The sequence below is a fragment of the Caballeronia sp. INML3B genome (genome assembly GCF_023631305.1).
Classification (GTDB): Bacteria; Pseudomonadota; Gammaproteobacteria; order Burkholderiales; family Burkholderiaceae; genus Caballeronia; species Caballeronia turbans.
Genome location: NZ_JALQDI010000012.1, coordinates 48,423 through 70,023 on the forward strand (window position 1 = coordinate 48,423; position 21,601 = coordinate 70,023).

Consider the following 21,601-nt stretch of genomic DNA (forward strand, 5'->3'; position numbering starts at 1 on the left):
AACGAATCAGGGAAAACGAGAGAGGAACGACAGAAGAAAGCGGAAGGTGACGAGCCCGACCCTCGGCACTGGTGGAAAGCGGCTGTGGCTGCTTCGTTCCCGACCTGACCAGGTTGACCGCGCCACCATGCGAGGAGGCCCGTCACGTCGAATCATAACACGGGGCCGGGCGCGCCCGGAAGCCACGCGTGAAATGCGCGGACCTTTGTGACGCCCTCTTGCGCTTCGTGTCGTCGCCCTCAGATGCGGCCTATCGGCTCCCGGCAACGGATAGCAAAGTAGGCTAAGATGACATTTGAATAACCCGGATGTGGTGCATTTTGCCCTTCGACGGATCATTCGCCGCCGTTCGCGAGCCGTTCTGGCGCACGGCGTGCGGGCCGAATACTGCCCGTTGGCGACGAAAATTTTTTTCAGTTTTGGTGTATCGTGGCGAGCATTCAAACGCGGGCCTCGAAACAATAGAGGTATTCAGACAATGAGCGAATCAATCAAGCACATCAGCGACGCTTCTTTCGAACAGGATGTCGTCAAGTCGGATAAACCGGTCCTGCTCGACTTTTGGGCGGAATGGTGCGGTCCGTGCAAAATGATTGCCCCGATCCTCGATGAAGTCGCGAAGGATTATGGCGATCGCCTGCAAATCGCGAAGATCAACGTGGACGAGCATCAGTCGACGCCGGTGAAGTTCGGCGTTCGCGGCATCCCCACGCTGATCCTTTTCAAAAACGGCGCGGTCGCCGCGCAGAAAGTCGGCGCATTGTCCAAGTCGCAATTGACCGCGTTCCTCGACAGCAACCTGTAACGGCATCATCGGCGGGCGTCGGCATCCCAGACGCCTGCCTCTGGCATTCGTATCGCCGCATCGACACAACCGAGCAGCGCGACCGGAATGCAGCCGATGTTGTCACGCGACAACATCGGCCGACAAGCCCCGCCCAAAGCCCACCCGAGGCCTGCGTGGCGTATGCTATGCTAGAATCACAAGAGTTCAAGAAGTATTAAGTCTCGAGCGGTTCCGCTCACCTCTTCTCCCAAATCTTTCTGTCGCACCTCTCTCCCCGGCGGGAAATCCGTATGCATTTATCCGAGCTCAAGTCTCAGCACGTGTCTGCACTGATCGAGATGGCCAATGGCCTCGAGATCGAAAATGCGAACCGCCTGCGCAAGCAGGAACTCATGTTCGCGATTCTTAAAAAGCGCGCCAAGGCCGGCGACACGATATTCGGCGACGGCACGCTCGAAGTGCTGCCCGATGGCTTCGGCTTTCTGCGCTCGCCCGAGACCTCGTATCTCGCGAGCACGGACGACATCTATATCAGCCCGTCGCAAATCCGCCGCTTCAATCTGCACACCGGCGACACGATCGAAGGCGAAGTACGCACGCCGAAAGACGGCGAGCGTTATTTCGCGCTCGTGAAGGTGGACAAAGTCAACGGGCAGCCGCCCGAGGCCTCGAAACACAAGATCATGTTCGAGAACCTCACGCCGCTGCATCCGAACAAGCCGCTGCCGCTCGAGCGCGAAATGCGCGGCGAGGAAAACGTCACGGGCCGGATCATCGACATGATTTCGCCGATCGGCAAGGGCCAGCGTGGCCTGCTCGTCGCGTCGCCGAAGTCGGGTAAAACCGTGATGCTCCAGCACATCGCGCATGCGGTGAAAGCCAATCATCCAGACGTCATTCTGTTCGTGCTGCTCATCGACGAGCGCCCGGAAGAAGTGACGGAAATGCAGCGTTCCGTGCGAGGCGAAGTCATCGCCTCGACCTTCGACGAACCCGCCGCGCGTCACGTGCAGGTGGCCGAAATGGTCATCGAAAAGGCGAAGCGTCTCGTCGAAATGAAACATGACGTCGTGATTCTTCTCGACTCCATCACGCGTCTCGCGCGCGCCTATAACACCGTCGTGCCCGCATCGGGCAAGGTGCTGACGGGTGGTGTCGACGCCAACGCGCTGCAGCGTCCGAAGCGCTTCTTCGGCGCGGCTCGTAACATCGAGGAAGGCGGCTCGCTCACGATTATCGGCACGGCGCTCATCGAAACGGGCAGCCGCATGGACGACGTGATCTACGAAGAGTTCAAGGGCACGGGCAATATGGAAGTGCACCTCGAGCGCCGTCTCGCGGAAAAGCGCGTGTATCCGTCGATCAACCTGAACAAGTCGGGCACGCGCCGCGAGGAACTGCTCATCAAGCCGGACCTGCTGCAGAAGGTCTGGGTGCTGCGCAAGTTCATCCACGACATGGATGAAGTCGAAGCAATGGAATTCCTGCTCGACAAGATCCGTCAGACGAAGAACAACGCCGAGTTCTTCGACATGATGCGTCGCGGCGGAGGCTGATCCGGCTTCGCAACTTCAGCACAGAAAGCCGCCTGTTTCGTCAGGCGGTTTTTTTGCGCCTTGCGACGGCGCCGCTCCGTACAATCCGGTCTATCGAAGCGATCTGAACGACCGATGGCCAACCTCTTCTCCCGCTGGTTCGGCGCGCAACGCCGCGAGCGCGCGCTGCGCAAGTACGCGATCGACGACGACCTCTGGCAGCGCACACTGGACGCATATCCGTGCTTCGGCCATTTGAACGGGGACGACCTCGGACGCTTGCGCGAAACCGCGAGCCTTTTCATCGCGCAAAAGCAATTCTCGACCGCGCACGATCTCGAACTGACCGATCAGATGATCGTCTCGATCGCCGCGCAAGCCTGCCTGCCGGTGCTCAACCTCGACCTTGACCTGTATCGCGGCTGGGTCGGCGTGATCGTCTATCCGGGCGAGTTCATCATCAGAAAGACGGTCGAAGACGAAGACGGCGTCGTGCACGAGATCGAGCACGACGCGAGTGGTGAGGCGTGGGAAGGCGGTCCTGTCGTGCTCTCATGGGAGGACGCGCAGATGGTGGACGGTTCGGACGCCTACAACGTCGTGATCCACGAGTTCGCGCACAAGATCGACATGGTGACGGGCGTAGCCGACGGACATCCCCCGCTCTTTCGCCGCTGGCACGCACCGCTCGACACCACCGTCTGGTCGGATATCTTCGACAACGCCTTCGACCAGTTCTGCGCGCGCGTGGACGCGGTGCCGCCGCGGCGCTGGAGCCGTTTCGAGCGCGAATCGCTGATCGATCCTTACGCTGCGGACCATCCGTCCGAGTTTTTCGCGGTGTGCAGCGAGGCGCTTTTCGTGACGCCCCAGGCGTTCGAAGCCGAGTATCCCGAGCTTTATCGGCTGCTCGCGCGCTACTACCGGCAGGACCCGGCGAGCGTCGGCGCGCTCGACGCGTGACTTCCGCCGGAACGCCCGAAAAAGATGTCAACCGACTGACTTTCTGGCATAATCGCCGTTTTTCGACCCTAGGCAAGTGACTCGCGCGGCACTGCAAGCAAGTGCAACGGGTTGGCTACCGCCAGATATCAGGAAAGACCATGAAACAAGGCATTCACCCGGATTACCGCGAAGTCCTGTTCGTCGACATGTCGAACGACTTCAAGTTCGTGACCCGTTCGACCATCCAGACGCGCGAGACCGCCGAATTCAACGGCAAGACCTACCCGCTCGCGAAGATCGAAGTGTCGTCGGAATCGCACCCGTTCTACACCGGTCAGCAAAAGATCATGGACACGGCGGGCCGCGTCGAGAAGTTCAACAACAAGTTCGCGCGCTTCTCCACCAAGAAGTAAGTCGGGCTTCGGGTTCAGCAAAAAAGGGCAGCTTTGGCTGCCCTTTTTTGTCGCTGACGGTTTCGCGTCATCCTTTCGTCGTCCATGCGGCGCCCATCGGCACCGCCTTTGCTGCATTTGGTAAGCGTTGTTGCGCGCGGTGACGGGAGCATCGACGAACCGCCCTTAACGCCGCCACGCGACTACAATGCCGGTTGCTCCAGCCCCAGGCTCGCCTTGCGCGAGATCAGCGGACCGTTTTCCATCAAGCCATCTCGCATGCGATCTGTCGTTCGTCTGACCGCCTCCGCCACCAGCGCCCTGCCGCGCTGGCTGTTGCTCGCCATCTGCATCACCTACGCGTCGTTCGGTCTCTTCGGCCGCGACCCGTGGAAGAACGAGGATGCGGCCGGCTTCGGCGTCATGTGGACGATGGCCAACGGCGACGCACGCGACTGGCTGTTGCCGAACCTCCTCGGCAAGGCGCCCACCGCCGACGGTCCGCTGATGTACTGGCTCGGCGCATCGGCCATTCGTCTGTTGAGCCCCTGGGTCGATGCGAGCAACGCCTCCCGCGTCGTGACGGGTCTGCTCTTCTGTCTGGCCTGTGCGTTCGTATGGTATTCGGCCTATCTGCTCGGCCGGCGCGACGAAGCCCAGCCCTTCAAATACGCGTTCGGCGGCGAACCGGAGCCCCGCGACTACGGCCGCACGCTCGCCGACGGCGCACTGCTCATCCTGCTCGCTTGCTTCGGCCTCGCCGAGCGCGGTCACGAAACCACGCCGCAGCTCGCGCAGTTCGCCGGCACCGCGATGCTCCTCTACGCGCTCGTGCGCAGCCTCGACAAGCCGATCCACGGCGGCCTCGTGTGGGGCCTGGCGATCGGCGTGGTCGGACTGTCCAGTTCGCCGGTGCTCGTGTTCGCGCTCCTCCTCTGCACGCTCGCGATGACGATCATCGTGAAGCAGGTGCGGGCCGCGCCACTTCTGATTTACGGACTGCCGGTCGCCATCGTGCTGATCGCCGCGTGGGTGCTGCCAACGCTGCACTACTTCCCTGACGACGGCGAATGGTGGCTGCGTCAATGGTGGCGCAACAGCTTTTCGTACTTCTCGGGCACGCCCGGATCGATCTTCGGGTACGCGATCAAGAACCTGCCGCTCTTCACGTGGCCCGCGTGGCCGCTCGCGCTCTGGGCGTTCGTCAGTTGGGGCGGGCTGCGCCGCTCGCCGCACGTCGGGGTGCCTTTGTCGATCATCGGGCCGCTGCTCGTGCTGGTCGTCCTGCAGGCGCACGAGACCAACCGGCTCTTCATGCTGCTCCTGCCGCCGCTTTCGGTGCTCGCGACCTTCGCGTTGCCCACGTTGAAGCGCGGCGCGATCAACGCGATCGACTGGTTCGCGATGCTGAGCTTCACCATCATCGGCTCCTTGGTGTGGCTCGTGTGGACTGCCGGCATGTTCGGTTTTCCCGCGTCGATGGCGCGCAATCTCGCGCGTCTCGCGCCGGGCTTTCATCCCGAGTTCAAGCTGATTTCGTTCGCGTGCGCGGTGGCCGTGACGGTCTGCTGGTTTCTGCTCGCGCGCTGGCGGCTCGCGCGTCATCCGAAGGTGCTCTGGCGCAGCGTGGTGCTGTCGAGCGCGGGCACGACGCTCATGTGGGTGCTGCTCATGACGCTGTGGCTGCCGGTGGTGAACTACAGCCGGACGTACCGCGACGTGGCCGAGCAGATCGCCGATCACCTTCCGCCCGACTACACCTGCATCTCGCCCGTGCGCCTGGGCGACGCACAGATCGCCACCTTCGCCTATTTCGGCGGCATGCACTTCGCGTTCGACGAGGACTGCGACGTGATCCTGCGTCAAGATCCGGCGGACTACGGAGAGCCGTCGTCGATGTCCGCGTTCCAGTGGAAGCTCGTGTGGGAAGGCCGGCGCGTCGCCGACCGCGACGAGCGCTTCCGCCTGTACGTGCGCATCGAGCGCCCCACGCCGCCGGCGAAAAAACCGCTGCGTCCGAAGAGCCTGCGCCGGACGCAGTAACGCGATGCGCGCGATCCCCACATACCGCGGCACGACCGGCATGTTGAGCGACGTGCGCAAGATCGCCGCGCTCGCGTGGCCGGTGCTGATCGGCCAGCTCGCGGTGATCGCGTTCGGCGTGATCGACACCGCGATGGTCGGCCGCTTCTCCGCGACGGATCTGGCCGCGCTCGGCCTCGGCGGCTCGGTCTATATCTCGGTGTATATCGGCCTGACGGGGATTCTCGTCGCCTTGCAGCCGATCGCCGGGCAACTCTTCGGCGCCGGCCGCGAAAGCGAGATCGGCGAGGAAACGCGTCAGGCGCTGTGGCTCGCCGCTGCGCTCACCGTGATCGGCTTCGTGCTGCTGTACTTCCCCGAACCGCTGCTCTCGCTCGCGAAAAGTCCGCCCGCGCTGCACGACCGCACGGTCGACTATCTGCGCATCCTCTCGTTCGGGCTGCCCGCGAGCCTCGCGTTTCGGGTCTACAGCTCGCTCACCAATGCCGTCGGCAAGCCGCGGCTCGTGATGTTCCTGCAGGTCGGCGGACTATTGCTCAAGGTTCCGCTCAACACGTGGTTCATCTTCGGCGGCGCAGGCGTGCCCGCGCTCGGCGGCCCGGGCTGCGCGCTCGCGAGCACGCTCATCAACTGGGTGCTCGCGATCGTCGGCATGACGGTGCTCTTCAGGTTCGAATTCTTCCGCCCGTTCGGCATCTTCTCGCACTTCTGCTGGCCGGTCTGGCGGCGTCAGCTCGCGCTCCTGCGTCTTGGCATTCCGATGGGTCTCTCGTATCTGATCGAAGTCACGTCGTACACGTTCATGGCGCTCTTCATTTCGCGCTTCGGTACCACGACGCTCGCCGGCCATCAGATCGCGGGCAATCTCGGCGCGGTGCTGTACATGACGCCGCTGTCGATCGGCATTGCGTCGTCGACGCTCGTCTCGCAGGCGCTCGGCGCCGGACGCTACGACGATGCCCGCTCGGTGTCGCGGCACGGCATCGGCATGGCGTGCGTGCTCGCGCTCGCGTACGGCGTGATCCTGATCGCGGCGCGTCCGCATGTGATCGCGGCCTATACGCCGGATGCGAACGTCATCGCGGCCGCGATGCCGCTCGTGCTCATCATCTTCTTCTATCACTTGTGCGACGCACTGCAGATCACCACCGCGTTCGTCCTGCGCGCGTACAAGGTGACGCTCGTGCCGACTGTCATCTACGCCATCGCGCTGTGGGGCATCGGGCTAGGCGGCGGCTATCTGCTCGGCTTCGACGTGGGCGGCGGCGTGCCCGAATGGCTGCAAGGCGCGCGCGGCTTCTGGATCGCGAATTCGGCGAGTCTGGGCGTCGCGGGCGTCGGCCTGTTTCTCTACTGGCGGCGCGTGAGCTCGCGGCACTTGAACAATGTCGACGCGACCTGAGCCGCTCGGCTCGCATCCAATGCGCTGATTTGTGTAGAAAAACATAAGCGCTTCGCTTCATCGGAAAGATTGACGTAAGGCTCCAGTAGAATTTCGCGTCGAGGAATGCCCGGAGCGAGCGGATGAGCCGCATTACAACGTCACAAAAAAAATGGATTCTCGCCGCGACCACGCTGATCGCCGCGCTGGGACTGGGCGCCGCGTTTCATCGCGCCGATGCCGCGCGCATCGCGAGCGTGTCGCCGCAAGGCAAGGTCGCGCAAGTGCGGCAGGTCGTCGCCAAATTCGACGAACCGATGGTCGCGTTCGGCAATACAGCAGCGCCAGCGCCCGGCAAGCTCACCTGTAGCGGCGCAAGCGCGTCGGCCACGGCGGGCTCGCAGCGCTGGATCGACGCCAAGACCTGGGCCTTCGACTTCGAGCACGATCTTCCGCCCGGCGTGCATTGCGCCCTCGATCTCGCGGACGGCCTCAAGTCGGTGGCCGGCAACGCGCTTTCCGGCCCGCGCCGCTTCGCGTTCCAGACGGGCGGACCGTTCGTCACGCGCGTCATGCCGAGCTACGGCGACATCGAAGAAAATCAGGCTTTCGTGCTGCGCCTGAACGGACCCGCGACGCAGGCATCCGTGCTCGAGCATGTCTGGTGCGAATCGAACGCGCTCGGCAACCGGATTCCGGTGCGCCCGGTCGATGACGCCACCCGCGCCGCCCTGCTCGAACATTTCCGGCTGGATAAGGAAAGAGATCGCGTGCTCACGCTCGCGTGCCAGCAAACGTTGCCGTCGGCGACCAAGATGCAGCTCGTGTACGGTGCGGGCGTGGCGGGTCCGGGCGGTATCGCCAACGACGTCGAAAAGCGCTTCGACTTCACCGTGCGCGAACCCTTCACGGCGAGCTTCTCGTGCGAGCGCGAGAACGCACAAGCGCCGTGCACACCGCTTCGCCCGCTGCGGCTGAATTTCAGCGCGCCGATCAGCCGCGCCGACGCACAGAAGTTCGTGCTGCACGGGCCCAAGGGCAACGCCTCGCCCAGGTTCGATGCGACCGACAAGGACGCGGAATTGAGCGCCGTCGAGTTCGCCGCGCCGCTGCCCGAACGCGCCGATCTCACCATCGAGGTCCCCGCGAATCTGAAGGACGTGAGCGGCCGCACGCTCGCGAACGCCGATCTCTTTCCGCTCAAGACCACGACCGCCGCGATGCCGCCGCTCGCGAAGTTCTCGTCGGGCACGTTCGGCATCATCGAGCGATTTGCCGAACCGGGCATGCCCGCGATGCTTCCGGTCACGTTGCGCCACGTCGAAGCGGACTTGCATGTGCAAGGGCTCAATTCGGGCACGCCGCACATCACGAAGCTCAAACTCGACGCCGACACCGACATCCGCCGATGGATGCGCGCCGTCGACCTGTTCGACGGCATGTCGATATCACGCTCGACGATCGAGGAGCGCATGCCGGCGATGCTGAACAACGGCATCGAGCCGGTCATCATCCCAAATAGCGACGGCTCGTCGTCCAGAGATCCGCAAATCGATATCCGTTCGCTGTCGATGCTGGCGAAACAACGCGGCGTCGAAACCCTCACGCTGCCCGCTGCCGATCCGAAAGCGCCGCGGCCGTTCGAAGTCGTCGGCATTCCGCTCACGAAACCCGGTTTCTATGTCGTCGAAATGGGCTCGCCCGCGCTCGGCGCCTCGCTGCTCGGCAAGAATCAGGCGATGTACGTGCGCACGTCGGTGCTCGTCACCAATCTCGGCGTGCATTTCAAGCAGGGACGCGAGAACAGCCTCGTGTGGGTGACGACGCTCGACAAAGGCAAGCCCGTCGCCAACGCCGATATTCGCGTGACCGACTGCAACGGTGACGAAATCGCCACCGCAAAGACCGATGCACAGGGCCTCGCGAAGATCGGCAAGCCGCTTGCCGCCACACGGGAATGCAACGAGCACAGCCTCGCATGGGGCGGCTTTTTCGTGTCGGCGCGCGTGAACGATCCCGTCACCGGTCCGGACATGGCCTTCGTAACGTCGGACTGGAATCGCGGCATCGAATCGTGGCGCTTCAACGTGCCGACGGACATGAGCGCGACGCGCACGACCCGCGCGCATACCGTGTTCGACCGGACGCTCCTGCGCGCGGGCGAAACCGTGTCGATGAAGCATCTGCTGCGCGTCGAGACACTCCACGGTTTCGCCTTTGCATCGAGCTATCCGAGCCGCGTGACGATCCGGCACGTCGGCAGCGGACAGACCTGGCATCTGCCGCTCAAATGGGCCGCGGACCATAGTGCCGACTCGACCTTCACCGTGCCCGTCGCGGCCAAGCTCGGCGAATACAGCGTGACGCTCGACAACGGCGCGACGTCCGAGAATGACGACAACGCCAACGCCAACGCCAACGACAACGACAACGCCGTCACGCAGTCGTACGAATCGGGCAGCTTCCGCGTCGAGGAATTCCGCCTGCCGGTGTTCAAAGGCTCGATCAGCGCGGGTGACGGCAAGTCGCCCGGGCTCGTCGCGGCGCCGGAAGCGGCGGTCGCGGTGCGGCTCGAATATGTGCAGGGCGGACCGGCGTCGAATCTGCCGGTGCAGGTGTCCGCGCTCGTGCGCGATACGGCGCCGCCCTTCGCTTCGCAGTACGAGGCGTTCAGCTTCGCGCCATATCGGAAACCGGCGAACGATGGCGCCAGCGCGCCCGCCGAGGACGAAGACAGCGAGCAGCAGGACAACGCGACGACGAAGCTCATCGCGGACAAGCTGCGTGTCACGCTCGATCGGGACGGCGTCGGCAAGGTCACGGTAAAGCCGCTGCCGGCGGTCGAATCGCCGAAGCGTCTCGCGCTCGAAGCGAGCTTCGCCGATCCGAACGGCGAGATTCAGACGATCAGCGGCGGCACCCTGCTCTGGCCGGCCGCGGTGGCCGTCGGCGTGAAGGCGGGGCATTGGGTGTCGGTCGGCGGCGCGCTGCCCGTGCAGGCGCTCGCGCTCGATTTGCAGGGCAAGCCGCGCGCGGGCGTATCGGTCGATATCAAGGCCGTCGCGCGCGTGATGTCGAGCTCGCGCAAGCGCATGGTGGGCGGCTTCTACGCGTACGACAATCACACCGAGAGCAAGGATCTCGGCACGCTGTGCAGCGGCAAGAGCGACGACCACGGCATCGTCTCGTGCGAGGCGAAGCTCAAGGAACCGGGCAACGTCGATCTGATCGCGCTCGCCAAGGACGGCGACGGCCACACGGCGAACGCGAGCACATCGGTATGGGTCACGCGCGAGGACGAGTTGTGGTTCGGCGGCGAGAACACCGACCGCATCGACGTGTTGCCGGAGAAAACGAGCTACGAGCCGGGCGAGACCGCACGCTTTCAGGTGCGCATGCCCTTCCGCTCGGCGACGGCGCTCGTCGCGGTCGAACGTGAAGGCATCATGGAGACGCGGGTCGTCGAACTGAACGGCAAGGATCCGACCGTCGAGCTGAAGGTCGGGAATGCGTGGGGGCCGAACGTCTACGTGTCGGTGCTCGCGTTGCGCGGGCGTATCCGCGAAGTGCCGTGGTATTCGTTCTTCACGTGGGGATGGAAGGCGCCGGTCGAATGGGCGCGCGCGTTCTGGTACGAGGGCCGGCAGTATCAGGCGCCGACGCCGCTCGTCGATCTGTCGAAGCCCGCGTTCCGTTACGGGCTCGCGTCGATCAGGGTGGGCACGGCGTCGCACAGGCTCGCGGTGAGCGTGAACCCGGACGCGACGTCGTACACCGTTCGGAGCAAGGCGCACGTGAAGGTGAAAGTCGCGCTGCCCGATGGCAAGCCCGCGCCCGCCGGCACGCAGATCGCCGTTGCGGCCGTCGACGAAGCGTTGCTCGAACTGATGCCGAACCGAAGCTGGGACGTGCTCGAAGCGATGCTGCAGCAGCGCGCGTATGGCGTCGAGACGGCGACCGCGCAAATGGAGATCATCGGACGGCGTCACTTCGGGCGCAAAGCGGTGCCTGCGGGCGGCGGAGGCGGACACAGCGCGACGCGCGAGTTGTTCGACACGCTCTTGCTGTGGAATCCGCGCGTCACGCTCGACGCCAAGGGCGAAGCCAGCGTCGATGTCCCGCTGAACGACGCGCTCACCCGCTTTCGGATCGTCGCGATCGCTGCGGTCGGCGCGGGGCAGTTCGGCACCGGTAGCGCTTCGATTCAAAGCGCGCAGGATCTGCAACTGATCTCGGGATTGCCGCCGCTCGTGCGCGTCGGCGATGCGTTTCGCGCGCAGTTCACGCTGCGCAACACGACGGCGCGAACGATGCGCGTCGTCGTCACGCCGCGCGCCGGCACGCTCGCGCTCGACGCGCGCACGGTGCAGCTCGCGCCGGAATCGTCGCAGGAAGTGGTCTGGGATGTGACGACGCCCGATGTGCCCGGCGCGGAATCGTCCGCGAGTCTTGCCTGGGAGGTGAGCGCCGCCGAACAGGCCGGCCCGCGCGCAAGCGATGCCGTAAAAGTGGCGCAAAAAGTCGTCGCGGCGGTTCCGGTCACCGTGCAGCAGGCGACCATCGCGCCAGTCGACGGCACGTTCACGCTGCCCGTCGCGCCGCCCGCCGATGCGAGCAAGTCGAGCGACGGCGCCGTGCGCGGCGGCATCGCGGTGTCCCTGCAGCCGAAGCTCGCCGATGGCCTGCCCGGTGTGCGCCGCTGGTTCGAGCGCTATCCGTACAACTGCCTCGAGCAGCAGACCTCGCGCGCGCTCGGCCTGATGGACGCCGTGCAATGGCAGGCCGTACTCGCGAAGATGCCGTCGTATCTGGACCGCGACGGCCTCGCGAACTACTTCCCGCCCGCCGACGACGAGCGCCCGACCGGCAGCCCCGCTCTCACCGCGTATCTGCTCGCCGTCACCGATGAAGCCGCGAAGCAGGACGGCCGCTTCGCCTTGCCCGCCGATCTGCGCAACCGGATGGCGGCGGGCCTCGCGAATGTCGTCGACGGCAAGATCGAGCGCAAGTTCTGGGCGCCGCGCAACGATCTCGACTTCGAGAAGCTCGCGGCCATCGAGGCTTTGTCGCGCTATGGCCTCGCGCAGGCGCGCATGCTCGACTCGATCACGGTCGCGCCGGATCAGTGGCCGACATCGGCGGTGCTCGATTACTACGCGATCCTGTCGCACGTCGACGGCATTCCGAATCGCGAGGAAAAGCGCGCGCAGGCCGAGCAGATCATCCGTGCGCGCCTGACGTATCAGGGCACGCGCCTCACCTTCTCCACCGAGCGCGACGACGATCTCTGGTGGCTCATGAGCGGCACCGGGACGAACGCCGCGCACGCGGCGCTCATTTTCGCGGACGCGCCCGGATGGAAGGACGAGATGCCGCGCGTCGTCGCGGGCTTGCTCGCACTGCAGAAGAACGGCGCGTGGCAGACGACGACCGCCAATCTGTGGGGCGCGCTCGCGGTCGGCAAATTCTCGCGGCTCTTCGAAAGCACGCCGGTGACGGGTCATACGTCGATTCAACTCGGCGCCTCGACGCAAAGCGTGAACTGGAGCGCGCCGCCTTCGAGCGCGCCCGCATCGGCGACGTCCGTCACAAAGACCGCCAGCGTGCGCAGCGTAATGCTGCCGTGGAGCAGCGCTTCGCTCACGCTGACGCAGGAGGGCACCGGCAAGCCGTGGGCGACGATCGAAAGTCTCGCGGCCGTCGCGTTGAAGGCGCCACTCGCGGCGGGCTATCGCATCGCGAAGACCGTGACGCCGGTCGATCCGGCGGTGAAAGGCGTGCTCTCGCGCGGCGACATCGTGCGTGTGCATCTCGATATCGACGCGCAGAGCGACATGACCTGGGTCGTCATCAACGATCCGATTCCCGCGGGCGCGACGATTCTCGGCTCCGGCCTCGGACGCGACTCCGAAGCGGCGACCCAGGGCGAGAAACAGGATCGCGGCGCGTGGCCTGCTTTCGTCGAACGCAGCTTCGATGGTTACCGCGCGTACTACGGCTATCTGCCCAAAGGCAAGCTGACCGTCGAATACACCATGCGGCTTAACAATCCCGGCACCTTCGGCTTGCCGCCCACGCGCGTCGAAGCGCTCTACGCCCCCTCGTCGTTCGGCGCGTTGCCGAATGCGCCGGTGGTGGTAAAGCCGCTTGCCGCAAAGTGATGTCATGAAACGCGCCGCCGGCTTCGTCACCGCGTGCGTTCTTTCGGCGGCGGCGCACGCGTCGCCGGGCTTCGACGACGTGCGCGCGAACTGGCGCAGCTCCGACTGGGTCCTGCTCGCCCGCGACGGCGAGCCGCTTGCCCGCACGCGCATCGACAAGAGCGCGCGGCGCGGCGACTGGGTCGCGCTCTCGGATGTATCGCCGGCATTGCGCGAAGCGATCGTCGTATCGGAGGACAAGCGCTTCTACGAACACGCGGGCGTCGACTGGCGCGGCGCGGCGGCAGCCGCGTGGGGCAATCTGTGGAACACGCGCACGCGCGGCGCATCGACGGTGACGATGCAGCTCACCGGACTCATCGGAGCCGATAAATCGGCCGGCCGGCGCTCGATCGGCGAAAAGGCCGGGCAGACGATCGGCGCGCTTTGGCTCGAACGAACCTGGCGCAAGGATCAGATTCTCGAGGCGTATCTGAATCTCGTGCCGTTCCGCGGCGAGATCGTCGGGTTGTCGGCGTTGTCGCAGACACTTTTCGGCAAGGCGCCGTCCGGGCTCGACGAACGCGAGGCCGCGCTCGCCGCTGCACTCGTGCGCGCGCCGAACGCCCCGTATGCGAAAGTCGCCGCGCGCAGTTGCGTGATCCTGCGCGATATGCAGGCGCTGCACGGCGTCGCCCGAAGCGTCGATCCATGCGTCAATCTCGACAGCTACGTTCAGCTCACGCTCACGCGCACGGCCGCCGCGCCCGCTTATGCGTCAGGCGACGACGCCCTCGCGCCGCATCTCGCGCGACGTGTCGCGAGCGAGGTGCATCCGGCGGCGGGCGCACGCGTGCGCTCCACGCTCGATTCACGCCTGCAACGCTTCGCCCGCGACACGCTCGCGCGAACGCTCGCCGAACTGAACGCGCGCGCGCATCCGCGCAACGTGCACGACGCGGCGGCCATCGTGATCGACAACCGTTCGGGCGACGTGCTCGCGTGGGTCGGCTCGGCAGGCGGTTTGTCGAACGCGCCGGAGGTCGATGCCGTACTCGCCCCGCGTCAGGCGGGCTCGACGCTCAAGCCCTTCCTCTATGCGCAGGCCTTCGACGAGAAGCGCCTCACCGCCGCCACGCTGCTCGACGACGCGCCACTCGATCTCGCGACCGGCGGCGGCCTCTACATACCGCAAAACTATGATCACGATTTCAAAGGCTGGGTGAGCGTGCGTACGGCCCTCGGCTCTTCGCTGAACGTGCCGGCGGTGCGCACGCTCGTGATGGTCACGCCGCATCGATTCGCGAAGACGCTGGTCGCGCTCGGCATTCCCTTGTCGCGGGCGGGCGACTACTACGGCTTCAGCCTCGCGCTCGGCAGCGCCGACGTCACATTGGCGTCGCTCGCCAACGCCTATCGCGCGCTCGCCAACGGCGGCATCGCTCGCCCCATCTTCGATCTCGCCGAACATCGGCCGACATCTGCCGCAAACCGCGTCTTCAGTCCCGAGGCGAGCTTCATCGTCACCGACATCCTCGCCGACAACAACGCGCGCACGCGCACCTTCGGCTTCGACAGCGTGCTCGCGACACGCACCTTCAGTGCGGTCAAAACGGGCACGAGCAAGGACATGCGCGACAACTGGGCGGTCGGTTTCACTTCGCGATACACCGTGGGTGTGTGGGTCGGGAACGCGGACGGCGCACCGATGTGGGACGTATCCGGTGTGACGGGCGCGGCGCCGGCGTGGAACGCCATCGTCAACTATCTGAACCGGCGATCGGATAGCCGTCCGCCGCCAGCGCCGCCGGGCGTCGTACAGACGCGCGTCACGTATCAGAACGAGATCGAACCCGCGCGCAGCGAATGGTTCGTGCGCGGCACGCAGATGAGCGCCATCGGCCTCACGGCGAATGCGTCGCAGACCGCACGCGGCGCGAATGCCGATGCACGGGCGGCACGCATAGGCGCGCCCACGGACGGCACGATCTTCGCGCTCGACCCGGACATTCCGCCCGCGCGCCAGCGCGTGTGGTTCGAGCGCGCGGACAGCGGCGCGCGCCTTGCGTGGCGGCTCGACGGAAAGCCCTACGGCCACGACGCCCGCGCCGCATGGCTGCCGTGGCCGGGCCGTCACGTGCTCGAACTCATCGATGCAAAAGGCGAAATCGTCGACAAGGTCGGCTTCGAGGTTCGCGGCGCCTTCGCGAAAACGGCCTCGGCCGCGTCGAAGTGATGAAGGTCGGCAGACACCGCGACGTCATCCATCCGGCATTTCGCAACGTTAAAGATTGTGCGGAAAGCGCGGTGCGCGCGGCGGGGTCGTGCACAATGCGAACCGTTATCGTTGCGGGACCGGGTTTTTGCCCTATCCTTAACGGCATCTTTCCGACTGGCCCGAACTTATCGATTCATCCTTTCTCTCTCAAGCTGGAGTGCCGTCATGCTGAAAAAGCTGCTGATGCTGTGCGTAGCGTTGATGCTGTCGATGGGTGCGGCCTTCGCCGCGGTCGATGTCAATACCGCCGACCAAGCCGCGCTGGAAGCGGTGAAAGGGCTGGGGCCGGTGAAGTCGAAGGCGATCATCGACGAGCGCACGAAAAACGGCCCGTTCAAGGACGCCGACGATCTCGCGACCCGCGTCAAGGGGCTCGGCACGAAGTCGGTGGCGACGCTGGAGCAGAACGGCCTGACGATTGGCGGCTCGTCGCTGCCGCCTACGGGCAAGACCCCGAAGCCCGCGACCACGTCGACGCAAGGCGGCAGCGCCGCGCCGAACTCGACGGTGAAGTCATCGGCGGCGGCCACCGGCGCGACGTCGCCGGCGGCCACTACGGCGCAGACGCCGGCTACGGCACCTGCCGCGCCGGCATCCGGCACGAAGGCGTCGAAGAAATCGAAGAAGGAAAGCGCGGCTGCAGAAACGGCGAGCGCTTCGGGCCCGTCCGCCGCGAGCGACGCGAAGCCCGCCAAATCGAAGCGCAGCAAGAAAGACAAGGCCGCCAGCGCCGCGGCTGCCAGTCAGTGATTCTTCGGGGAACCATGTCGAAGGAAAGTTGCCTTCGTATGACCATCGTTGAACGGCCGCTCGCGGCCGATGCCCGCGACGCCATGCCCGGTTCAAAGCCGGACGCGGCGGTGCGGGCGAACCCACCCCGCAACCTCTCGTAGTGAGACTGTCATGAGCCTACTCGATATCCTCGCCTCCTCCCTCGGCAATTCATCGCAACAACCAGGCGGCCAACAGGGCCAGTCCGGCCAGGCCGCGCTGATCGCAGCGGCGCTCGCATTCGTCAACAGCCAGCCGGGCGGCATCATGGGCCTGATCCAGCGCTTCCAGCAGCACGGCGCGGGCGATGTCGTCCAGTCGTGGATCGGCACCGGTGAGAACAAACCCATCAGCCCCGACACGCTCACCAACGTGCTCGGCCAAGACAATGTCGGCGCACTCGCGCAAAAGGCCGGCGTTTCGGGCGACCAACTCTCGGGCATGCTGGCGGCAGTGCTGCCGCATATCGTCGATCGCGCGACGCCCAATGGCGAAGTGCCGCCCGAAGGTCAGCTCGATCTGACCGGCGTGCTCGGCTCGCTCGGCGGCCTCGCCGGTCTCTTCGGCAAGAGCGAAGAGCCGAAGCAGGGTTAAGCGCGCTAATTCGGCTTGCATCGAAGGCCCCGCAGGCATCGCGCCGCGCGGGGCTTTTGCTTTTCGCACAGCGCTTTCGAGCGAGCAAAAAAGAAAAAAGGGCAACGAATCGCTTCGTTGCCCTTTTGCATGAACGGCCGCCCCGCTTGCGGGACGGCCCCGTGGCGCGTCAATGCACGACGCGATCGAACACGAACTCGCCTTCCCGCACATCGACCGGAATGACGTCCTTCGGCCCGAAACGCCCGGCGAGGATGAGCTTGGCGACCGGATTCTCGATCTCCTGCTGAATCGCACGCTTGAGCGGCCGCGCGCCGAACAGCGGGTCGTAACCGACCTTGCCGATCTGCCCGAGCGCCGCATCCGACACTTCGAGCTGCATGTCGAGCTTGGCGAGACGCTCACGCAGACGCTGCAGTTGAATCCTCGCGATCGACTCGATGTTCGTGCGGTCGAGCGCATGGAACACGACGACGTCGTCGATACGGTTCAGGAACTCCGGCCGGAAGTGCAGCTTCACTTCTTCCCAGACGGCATCCTTCACCTTCTCCTGCGGCTCGCCGACCATGCCCTGAATGACTTGCGAACCAAGGTTCGACGTCATCACGATCACCGTGTTCTTGAAGTCGACGGTGCGGCCCTGGCCATCGGTCATGCGGCCATCGTCGAGCACTTGCAGCAGCACGTTGAACACGTCCGGGTGCGCCTTCTCGATCTCGTCGAGCAGAATCACGCTGTACGGCTTGCGGCGCACGGCTTCGGTCAGATAACCGCCTTCCTCGTAGCCAACATATCCCGGCGGCGCGCCGATCAAACGGGCGACGCTGTGCTTCTCCATGAACTCGCTCATGTCGATGCGGATGAGATGATCCTCCGAATCGAAAAGGAAGGCCGCGAGCGCCTTGCACAACTCGGTCTTGCCGACGCCCGTCGGCCCGAGGAACAGGAACGAGCCATACGGTCGGTTCGGATCGGACAGACCCGCGCGCGAACGGCGAATCGCATCCGCCACCGCGCCGATTGCCTCGTCCTGGCCGATGACGCGCTCATGCAGCTTGCTCTCGATCTGCAGCAGCTTCTCGCGTTCGCCCTGCATCATGCGCGACACGGGAATGCCGGTGGAACGCGACACCACTTCCGCGATTTCCTCCGCCCCGACTTGCGTGCGCAAAAGACGCGGACGCGTCGGATTGTTCTGCTCCTGCGATTCGGCCTGCGTCACCTGCTTCAGGCGCGCTTCGAGCTCGGGCAGCTTGCCGTACTGCAACTCGGCGACTTTTTCGAGCTTGCCTTCGCGCTGCAAACGCGTGATGTCCGCGCGCACCTTCTCTATTTCTTCCTTCAACTGCGCGCTGCCCTGCACTGCCGCTTTCTCGGCAGTCCAGATTTCCTCGAGATCGGAATACTCGCGGTTCAGCCGGTCGATTTCCTCTTCGATCAGTTGCAGACGCTTCTGCGACGCCTCGTCCTTCTCCTTCTTCACGGCTTCGCGCTCGATCTTCAACTGAATGAGACGGCGGTCCAGCTTATCCATCTCTTCGGGCTTCGAATCGATTTCCATCTTGATGCGCGACGCGGCTTCGTCGATCAGATCGATGGCCTTGTCCGGCAAGAAGCGGTCCGTGATATAGCGATGCGACAGTTCCGCGGCCGCGACGATAGCGGGATCGGTGATTTCGACGCCGTGGTGCAACTCGTACCTTTCCTGCAAGCCGCGCAGGATCGCGATGGTCGCTTCCACCGACGGTTCATCGACGAGCACTTTCTGGAAGCGCCGCTCGAGCGCCGCATCCTTCTCGATGTACTTGCGATATTCGTCGAGGGTGGTTGCGCCGATGCAGTGCAGCTCGCCGCGCGAGAGCGCCGGCTTGAGCATGTTGCCCGCGTCCATCGCGCCTTCGGCCTTGCCCGCGCCGACCATCGTGTGAATTTCATCGATGAAGACGATCGTCTGGCCTTCGTCCTTCGCTATGTCGTGCAGCACGGCTTTCAGGCGCTCCTCGAACTCGCCGCGATACTTCGCGCCTGCGAGCAGCGCCGCCATATCGAGCGACAGCACGCGTTTGCCCTTGAGCGTTTCCGGCACTTCGCCGTTGACGATACGCTGCGCGAGCCCTTCGACGATCGCCGTCTTGCCGACGCCCGGCTCGCCGATCAGCACCGGATTGTTCTTCGTGCGACGTTGCAGGATCTGGATCGAGCGACGAATCTCGTCATCACGGCCGATCACCGGATCGAGCTTGCCCGCGCGAGCGCGCTCGGTCAGATCGACGGTGTATTTCTTGAGCGCCTCGCGCTGGCTTTCGGCGTCCTGGCTATTGACCTGCGCGCCGCCGCGCACGGCGTTGATCGCGGCTTCGAGCGCTTTTCTCGACAGACCGTGCTGCTTCGCCAGACGGCCCGCTTCGCCCCGGTCGTCGGCCACGGCGATCAGAAACATCTCGCTCGCGATGTAGGTGTCGTTGAGTTTCTGCGCTTCCTTGTCGGCGGCATTGAGCAGGCCCGCGAGTTCGCGGCTCACTTGCACGTTGCCGTCCGTGCCCTGAACTTGCGGCAGACGGTTGATCGCTTCGTTCAGCGAGGTCTGCAGCGCCTGAACCTGCACGCCAGCATGCGAGAGCAGCGAGCGCGCCGAGCCGTCCTGCTGCGCGATGAGCGCCGCGAGCAGGTGCACCGGTTCGATGTACTGGTTATCACGACCGACCGCCAGGCTCTGCGCGTCGGAGAGCGCTTCCTGAAATTTGGTGGTGAGTTTGTCGATTCTCATTTTTTGAAAGCTCCAATTCTGAATACGACCAAAATGAGGCGCTTTTTGTCACTTTCAAGCACGCTTTGGCGCAAAAAGTGCGTTTTTTGCTCTCCGACAATGACGGCGTGCACCGTCCACACGCTCAGGATTGACTGCGGCGTTCGAGCTTTGTTCAGCGCGTGACGCGTCCGCGCGCGTCAGGACGACGCGCGGACCGGCACTAAGGCGTCCGCCGGAAGCGGCGCAATGCTGACGATGCCGAGCAGCCGCGCGAGTTCGTTCGCCGGCTGCGCGAGCTCGCCGACCGTATGCTTGTCGAGTTCGGCGAGAAAGGCGTCGCGCGCCGCCGCGAGCACGCCGCGCAGGCGGCAGTTCGGCTGGATCACGCAGCGCGGACGGGTTGCATCTTCCTGATCCGCGAAGCAACCGACGAGCGCGAAATCACTCTCGGTCTTGCGCACGATGTCACCGATCGTGAGCTCGCGCGAGCGCGACGAAAGCCGCAGGCCGCCGTTGCGGCCGCGCACCGTCTCGACCCAGCCGAGCTCGCCGAGCTGCTGGACGATCTTCATCAAGTGATTCTTCGAGATGCCGTACGCATCCGAAATCTCCTGAATCGTCGAAAGGCCCGAAGGTCGAACGCAGAGATAAAGGAGAACGCGCAGCGAATAATCGGTGTAATCGGTGAGTCGCATGATTTCGCGCGAATAGAATTGGATGAAGGCACATCGGTGATTTGACGGACCGCGCGTCTCGTCAGAAACCCTCGCGCAAGACGCAGCGAACCGAGACGCATAAGATACGGACGAACGTCCATGCGTTTCGGGCAACACTCGGGCAACATTCGGACAACTCACGGCACATGCATGCCGCCCGCGCACGGAAGCACCATTTTGCGTCATCTTGATATGCTTCGTCAGCAAAATATCTGATCTACTCTCTCTTTGTTTCGCAGATCGACGATGAACACCGAACACCCGGCCACCGACGCGCCACGTGAGCGCGAACCCAGCGAAGCTAACGTCCGCGCGTTGGTGGAAGCCTTTTATCGTCGCGTCGACGACGATCCCCTGCTCGGGCCGATCTTCTCGCGCGCGCTCACGGGACGTTGGGACGAGCATCTCGCCAAAATGACGACTTTCTGGTCGAGCCTCGTGCTCGGGTCGAAACAGTATCGGGGAAATGTCCAGGAAGCCCATCGTCCGATCGACGATATCGAGCCGCGCCACTTCGCGCGCTGGCTGTCGCTGTTTCTGAACACGGTCGAGTCGCGCTACGAACCGGCCGCCGCAGTGCAGTTCATGGAACCGGCGCTGCGCATCGCGCAGAGTCTGCAACTCAGCAAGTTCGGCTGGGATTATCAGATTCCCGTCGAGCAGCAGGAATTGCTCGCGGCGCTCAAGCGCCAGCGCACGGGCGGCGCCCCCGAGCCGCGCTTTCCCGAGCGTCCGGGCGCGGAGCCGTTTCCGGCGAAATTCGTCGGCACGGGCGCTGACGAAAAGTAACGCCAATCAGGACGGATAGTCCTGCCAGCGCGCGAGCGCCGCATCGTCGGATTCGCGCGCGTCGACCCAGCGTTCGCCCGCTTCGGTCTTTTCCTTCTTCCAGAACGGCGCTTGCGTCTTGAGATAGTCCATCACGAAAGCGCACGATTCGAACGCCTCTGCGCGATGCACCGCCGTCGTTGCGACGAGCACGATCTGATCGAGCGGCTTCAGCTTGCCCACGCGATGCACGATGAGCACGTCCGAGCCGCGCCAGCGCTCGCGCGCCTGATCGGCGATCGCTTCGAGCGACTTCTCCGTCATGCCAGGGTAATGCTCGAGCTCCATGGTTTCGACGGCGCTGCCCTCGTTCAGATCGCGCACCGTCCCGACGAAACACGCGACCGCACCGACCTTCGGATTGTCGGCACGCAGCGCGGCGACTTCCGCGCTGATGTCGAAATCGGCTTCCTGCACGCGGACTTTGGAACGCGTCGACATG

At 64.6% G+C, this 21,601-nt stretch carries 14 protein-coding genes and 1 other RNA gene; 11 read left to right on the plus strand and 4 right to left on the minus strand.

The genetic code is table 11. The features are described 5' to 3' along the window. Window positions 1-45: 45 nt before the first annotated feature. Window positions 46-144: signal recognition particle sRNA small type (ffs, locus tag NCS58_RS08450), an RNA gene on the minus strand. Between the two features lie 334 nt (window positions 145-478). Between ffs and trxA the strand changes: the two genes are divergently transcribed. The 10 genes from trxA to NCS58_RS08500 all read left to right on the plus strand — a co-directional run bounded on the left by trxA (window position 479) and on the right by NCS58_RS08500 (window position 16,866). Further along, a complete protein-coding gene (trxA, locus tag NCS58_RS08455; RefSeq protein WP_008349330.1) occupies window positions 479-805 on the plus strand; it encodes a thioredoxin TrxA in 327 nt (108 codons plus the stop codon). A gap of 272 nt (window positions 806-1,077) precedes the next feature. Beyond that, window positions 1,078-2,343, plus strand: coding sequence for a transcription termination factor Rho (gene rho, locus NCS58_RS08460; RefSeq protein ID WP_035501035.1), 1,266 nt, complete (start codon window positions 1,078-1,080; stop codon window positions 2,341-2,343). A 114-nt stretch (window positions 2,344-2,457) separates the two neighbouring features. Beyond that, window positions 2,458-3,285: a zinc-dependent peptidase gene (locus tag NCS58_RS08465; protein WP_250538224.1), complete on the plus strand. Its 828-nt coding sequence runs from the start codon at window positions 2,458-2,460 to the stop codon at window positions 3,283-3,285. A gap of 140 nt (window positions 3,286-3,425) precedes the next feature. Beyond that, window positions 3,426-3,680, plus strand: coding sequence for a type B 50S ribosomal protein L31 (locus NCS58_RS08470; RefSeq protein WP_050326712.1), 255 nt, complete (start codon window positions 3,426-3,428; stop codon window positions 3,678-3,680). A gap of 258 nt (window positions 3,681-3,938) precedes the next feature. Then, on the plus strand, window positions 3,939-5,702 hold the full coding sequence (locus NCS58_RS08475) for a glycosyltransferase family 39 protein (protein WP_061120369.1): 1,764 nt from the start codon (window positions 3,939-3,941) through the stop codon (window positions 5,700-5,702). Window positions 5,703-5,742: 40 nt separating this feature from the next. Further along, on the plus strand, window positions 5,743-7,104 hold the full coding sequence (locus NCS58_RS08480; RefSeq protein ID WP_061120401.1) for an MATE family efflux transporter: 1,362 nt from the start codon (window positions 5,743-5,745) through the stop codon (window positions 7,102-7,104). Window positions 7,105-7,226: 122 nt separating this feature from the next. Further along, window positions 7,227-13,244 (plus strand): Ig-like domain-containing alpha-2-macroglobulin family protein, encoded by a 6,018-nt coding sequence (locus NCS58_RS08485; protein ID WP_250538225.1) that lies wholly within the window; start codon window positions 7,227-7,229, stop codon window positions 13,242-13,244. Window positions 13,245-13,248: 4 nt separating this feature from the next. After that, the gene (gene pbpC / locus NCS58_RS08490; RefSeq protein ID WP_250538226.1) at window positions 13,249-15,459 is read left to right on the plus strand and encodes a penicillin-binding protein 1C; all 2,211 of its coding nucleotides are present in this window, start codon (window positions 13,249-13,251) and stop codon (window positions 15,457-15,459) included. Between the two features lie 207 nt (window positions 15,460-15,666). Next, window positions 15,667-16,251 carry a helix-hairpin-helix domain-containing protein gene (locus tag NCS58_RS08495; protein WP_250538227.1) on the plus strand — a complete coding sequence of 195 codons (585 nt, stop codon included), beginning with the start codon at window positions 15,667-15,669 and terminating at the stop codon, window positions 16,249-16,251. 153 nt (window positions 16,252-16,404) lie between these two features. Then, complete coding sequence (locus tag NCS58_RS08500; RefSeq protein WP_061120373.1) at window positions 16,405-16,866, plus strand: YidB family protein; 462 nt, start codon at window positions 16,405-16,407, stop codon at window positions 16,864-16,866. A gap of 169 nt (window positions 16,867-17,035) precedes the next feature. On the opposite strand, the gene clpB is transcribed toward NCS58_RS08500, so the two are convergent. Both clpB and NCS58_RS08510 read right to left on the minus strand, forming a co-directional pair. Continuing rightward, on the minus strand, window positions 17,036-19,633 hold the full coding sequence (gene clpB, locus NCS58_RS08505; protein WP_250476718.1) for an ATP-dependent chaperone ClpB: 2,598 nt from the start codon (window positions 19,631-19,633) through the stop codon (window positions 17,036-17,038). A 179-nt stretch (window positions 19,634-19,812) separates the two neighbouring features. Further along, a complete protein-coding gene (locus NCS58_RS08510; RefSeq protein ID WP_061120375.1) occupies window positions 19,813-20,310 on the minus strand; it encodes an Rrf2 family transcriptional regulator in 498 nt (165 codons plus the stop codon). Window positions 20,311-20,577: 267 nt separating this feature from the next. Here NCS58_RS08510 and NCS58_RS08515 point away from each other — a divergent pair, with 267 nt between their 5' ends. After that, window positions 20,578-21,120, plus strand: a complete 543-nt coding sequence (locus NCS58_RS08515) for a group III truncated hemoglobin (RefSeq protein WP_250538228.1) — start codon at window positions 20,578-20,580, stop codon at window positions 21,118-21,120. Between the two features lie 6 nt (window positions 21,121-21,126). Here the strand turns inward: NCS58_RS08515 and moaE are convergent, their stop codons facing one another. After that, window positions 21,127-21,600: a molybdopterin synthase catalytic subunit MoaE gene (moaE, locus tag NCS58_RS08520; protein WP_061120377.1), complete on the minus strand. Its 474-nt coding sequence runs from the start codon at window positions 21,598-21,600 to the stop codon at window positions 21,127-21,129. Window position 21,601: the final 1 nt, after the last annotated feature.

What these genes read in the sequence shown, in the direction of transcription:
- NCS58_RS08485 (WP_250538225.1), top strand. Translation starts at nt 7,227, where the DNA reads ATGAGCCGCATTACAACGTCACAAAAAAAATGGATTCTCGCCGCGACC.
- NCS58_RS08515 (WP_250538228.1), top strand. Translation starts at nt 20,578, where the DNA reads ATGAACACCGAACACCCGGCCACCGACGCGCCACGTGAGCGCGAACCC.
- NCS58_RS08470 (WP_050326712.1), top strand. Translation starts at nt 3,426, where the DNA reads ATGAAACAAGGCATTCACCCGGATTACCGCGAAGTCCTGTTCGTCGAC.
- pbpC (WP_250538226.1), top strand. Translation starts at nt 13,249, where the DNA reads ATGAAACGCGCCGCCGGCTTCGTCACCGCGTGCGTTCTTTCGGCGGCG.
- NCS58_RS08465 (WP_250538224.1), top strand. Translation starts at nt 2,458, where the DNA reads ATGGCCAACCTCTTCTCCCGCTGGTTCGGCGCGCAACGCCGCGAGCGC.
- NCS58_RS08475 (WP_061120369.1), top strand. Translation starts at nt 3,939, where the DNA reads ATGCGATCTGTCGTTCGTCTGACCGCCTCCGCCACCAGCGCCCTGCCG.
- NCS58_RS08500 (WP_061120373.1), top strand. Translation starts at nt 16,405, where the DNA reads ATGAGCCTACTCGATATCCTCGCCTCCTCCCTCGGCAATTCATCGCAA.
- NCS58_RS08495 (WP_250538227.1), top strand. Translation starts at nt 15,667, where the DNA reads ATGCTGAAAAAGCTGCTGATGCTGTGCGTAGCGTTGATGCTGTCGATG.
- trxA (WP_008349330.1), top strand. Translation starts at nt 479, where the DNA reads ATGAGCGAATCAATCAAGCACATCAGCGACGCTTCTTTCGAACAGGAT.
- moaE (WP_061120377.1), bottom strand. Translation starts at nt 21,600, where the DNA reads ATGTCGACGCGTTCCAAAGTCCGCGTGCAGGAAGCCGATTTCGACATC.
- NCS58_RS08480 (WP_061120401.1), top strand. Translation starts at nt 5,743, where the DNA reads ATGTTGAGCGACGTGCGCAAGATCGCCGCGCTCGCGTGGCCGGTGCTG.
- clpB (WP_250476718.1), bottom strand. Translation starts at nt 19,633, where the DNA reads ATGAGAATCGACAAACTCACCACCAAATTTCAGGAAGCGCTCTCCGAC.
- NCS58_RS08510 (WP_061120375.1), bottom strand. Translation starts at nt 20,310, where the DNA reads ATGCGACTCACCGATTACACCGATTATTCGCTGCGCGTTCTCCTTTAT.
- rho (WP_035501035.1), top strand. Translation starts at nt 1,078, where the DNA reads ATGCATTTATCCGAGCTCAAGTCTCAGCACGTGTCTGCACTGATCGAG.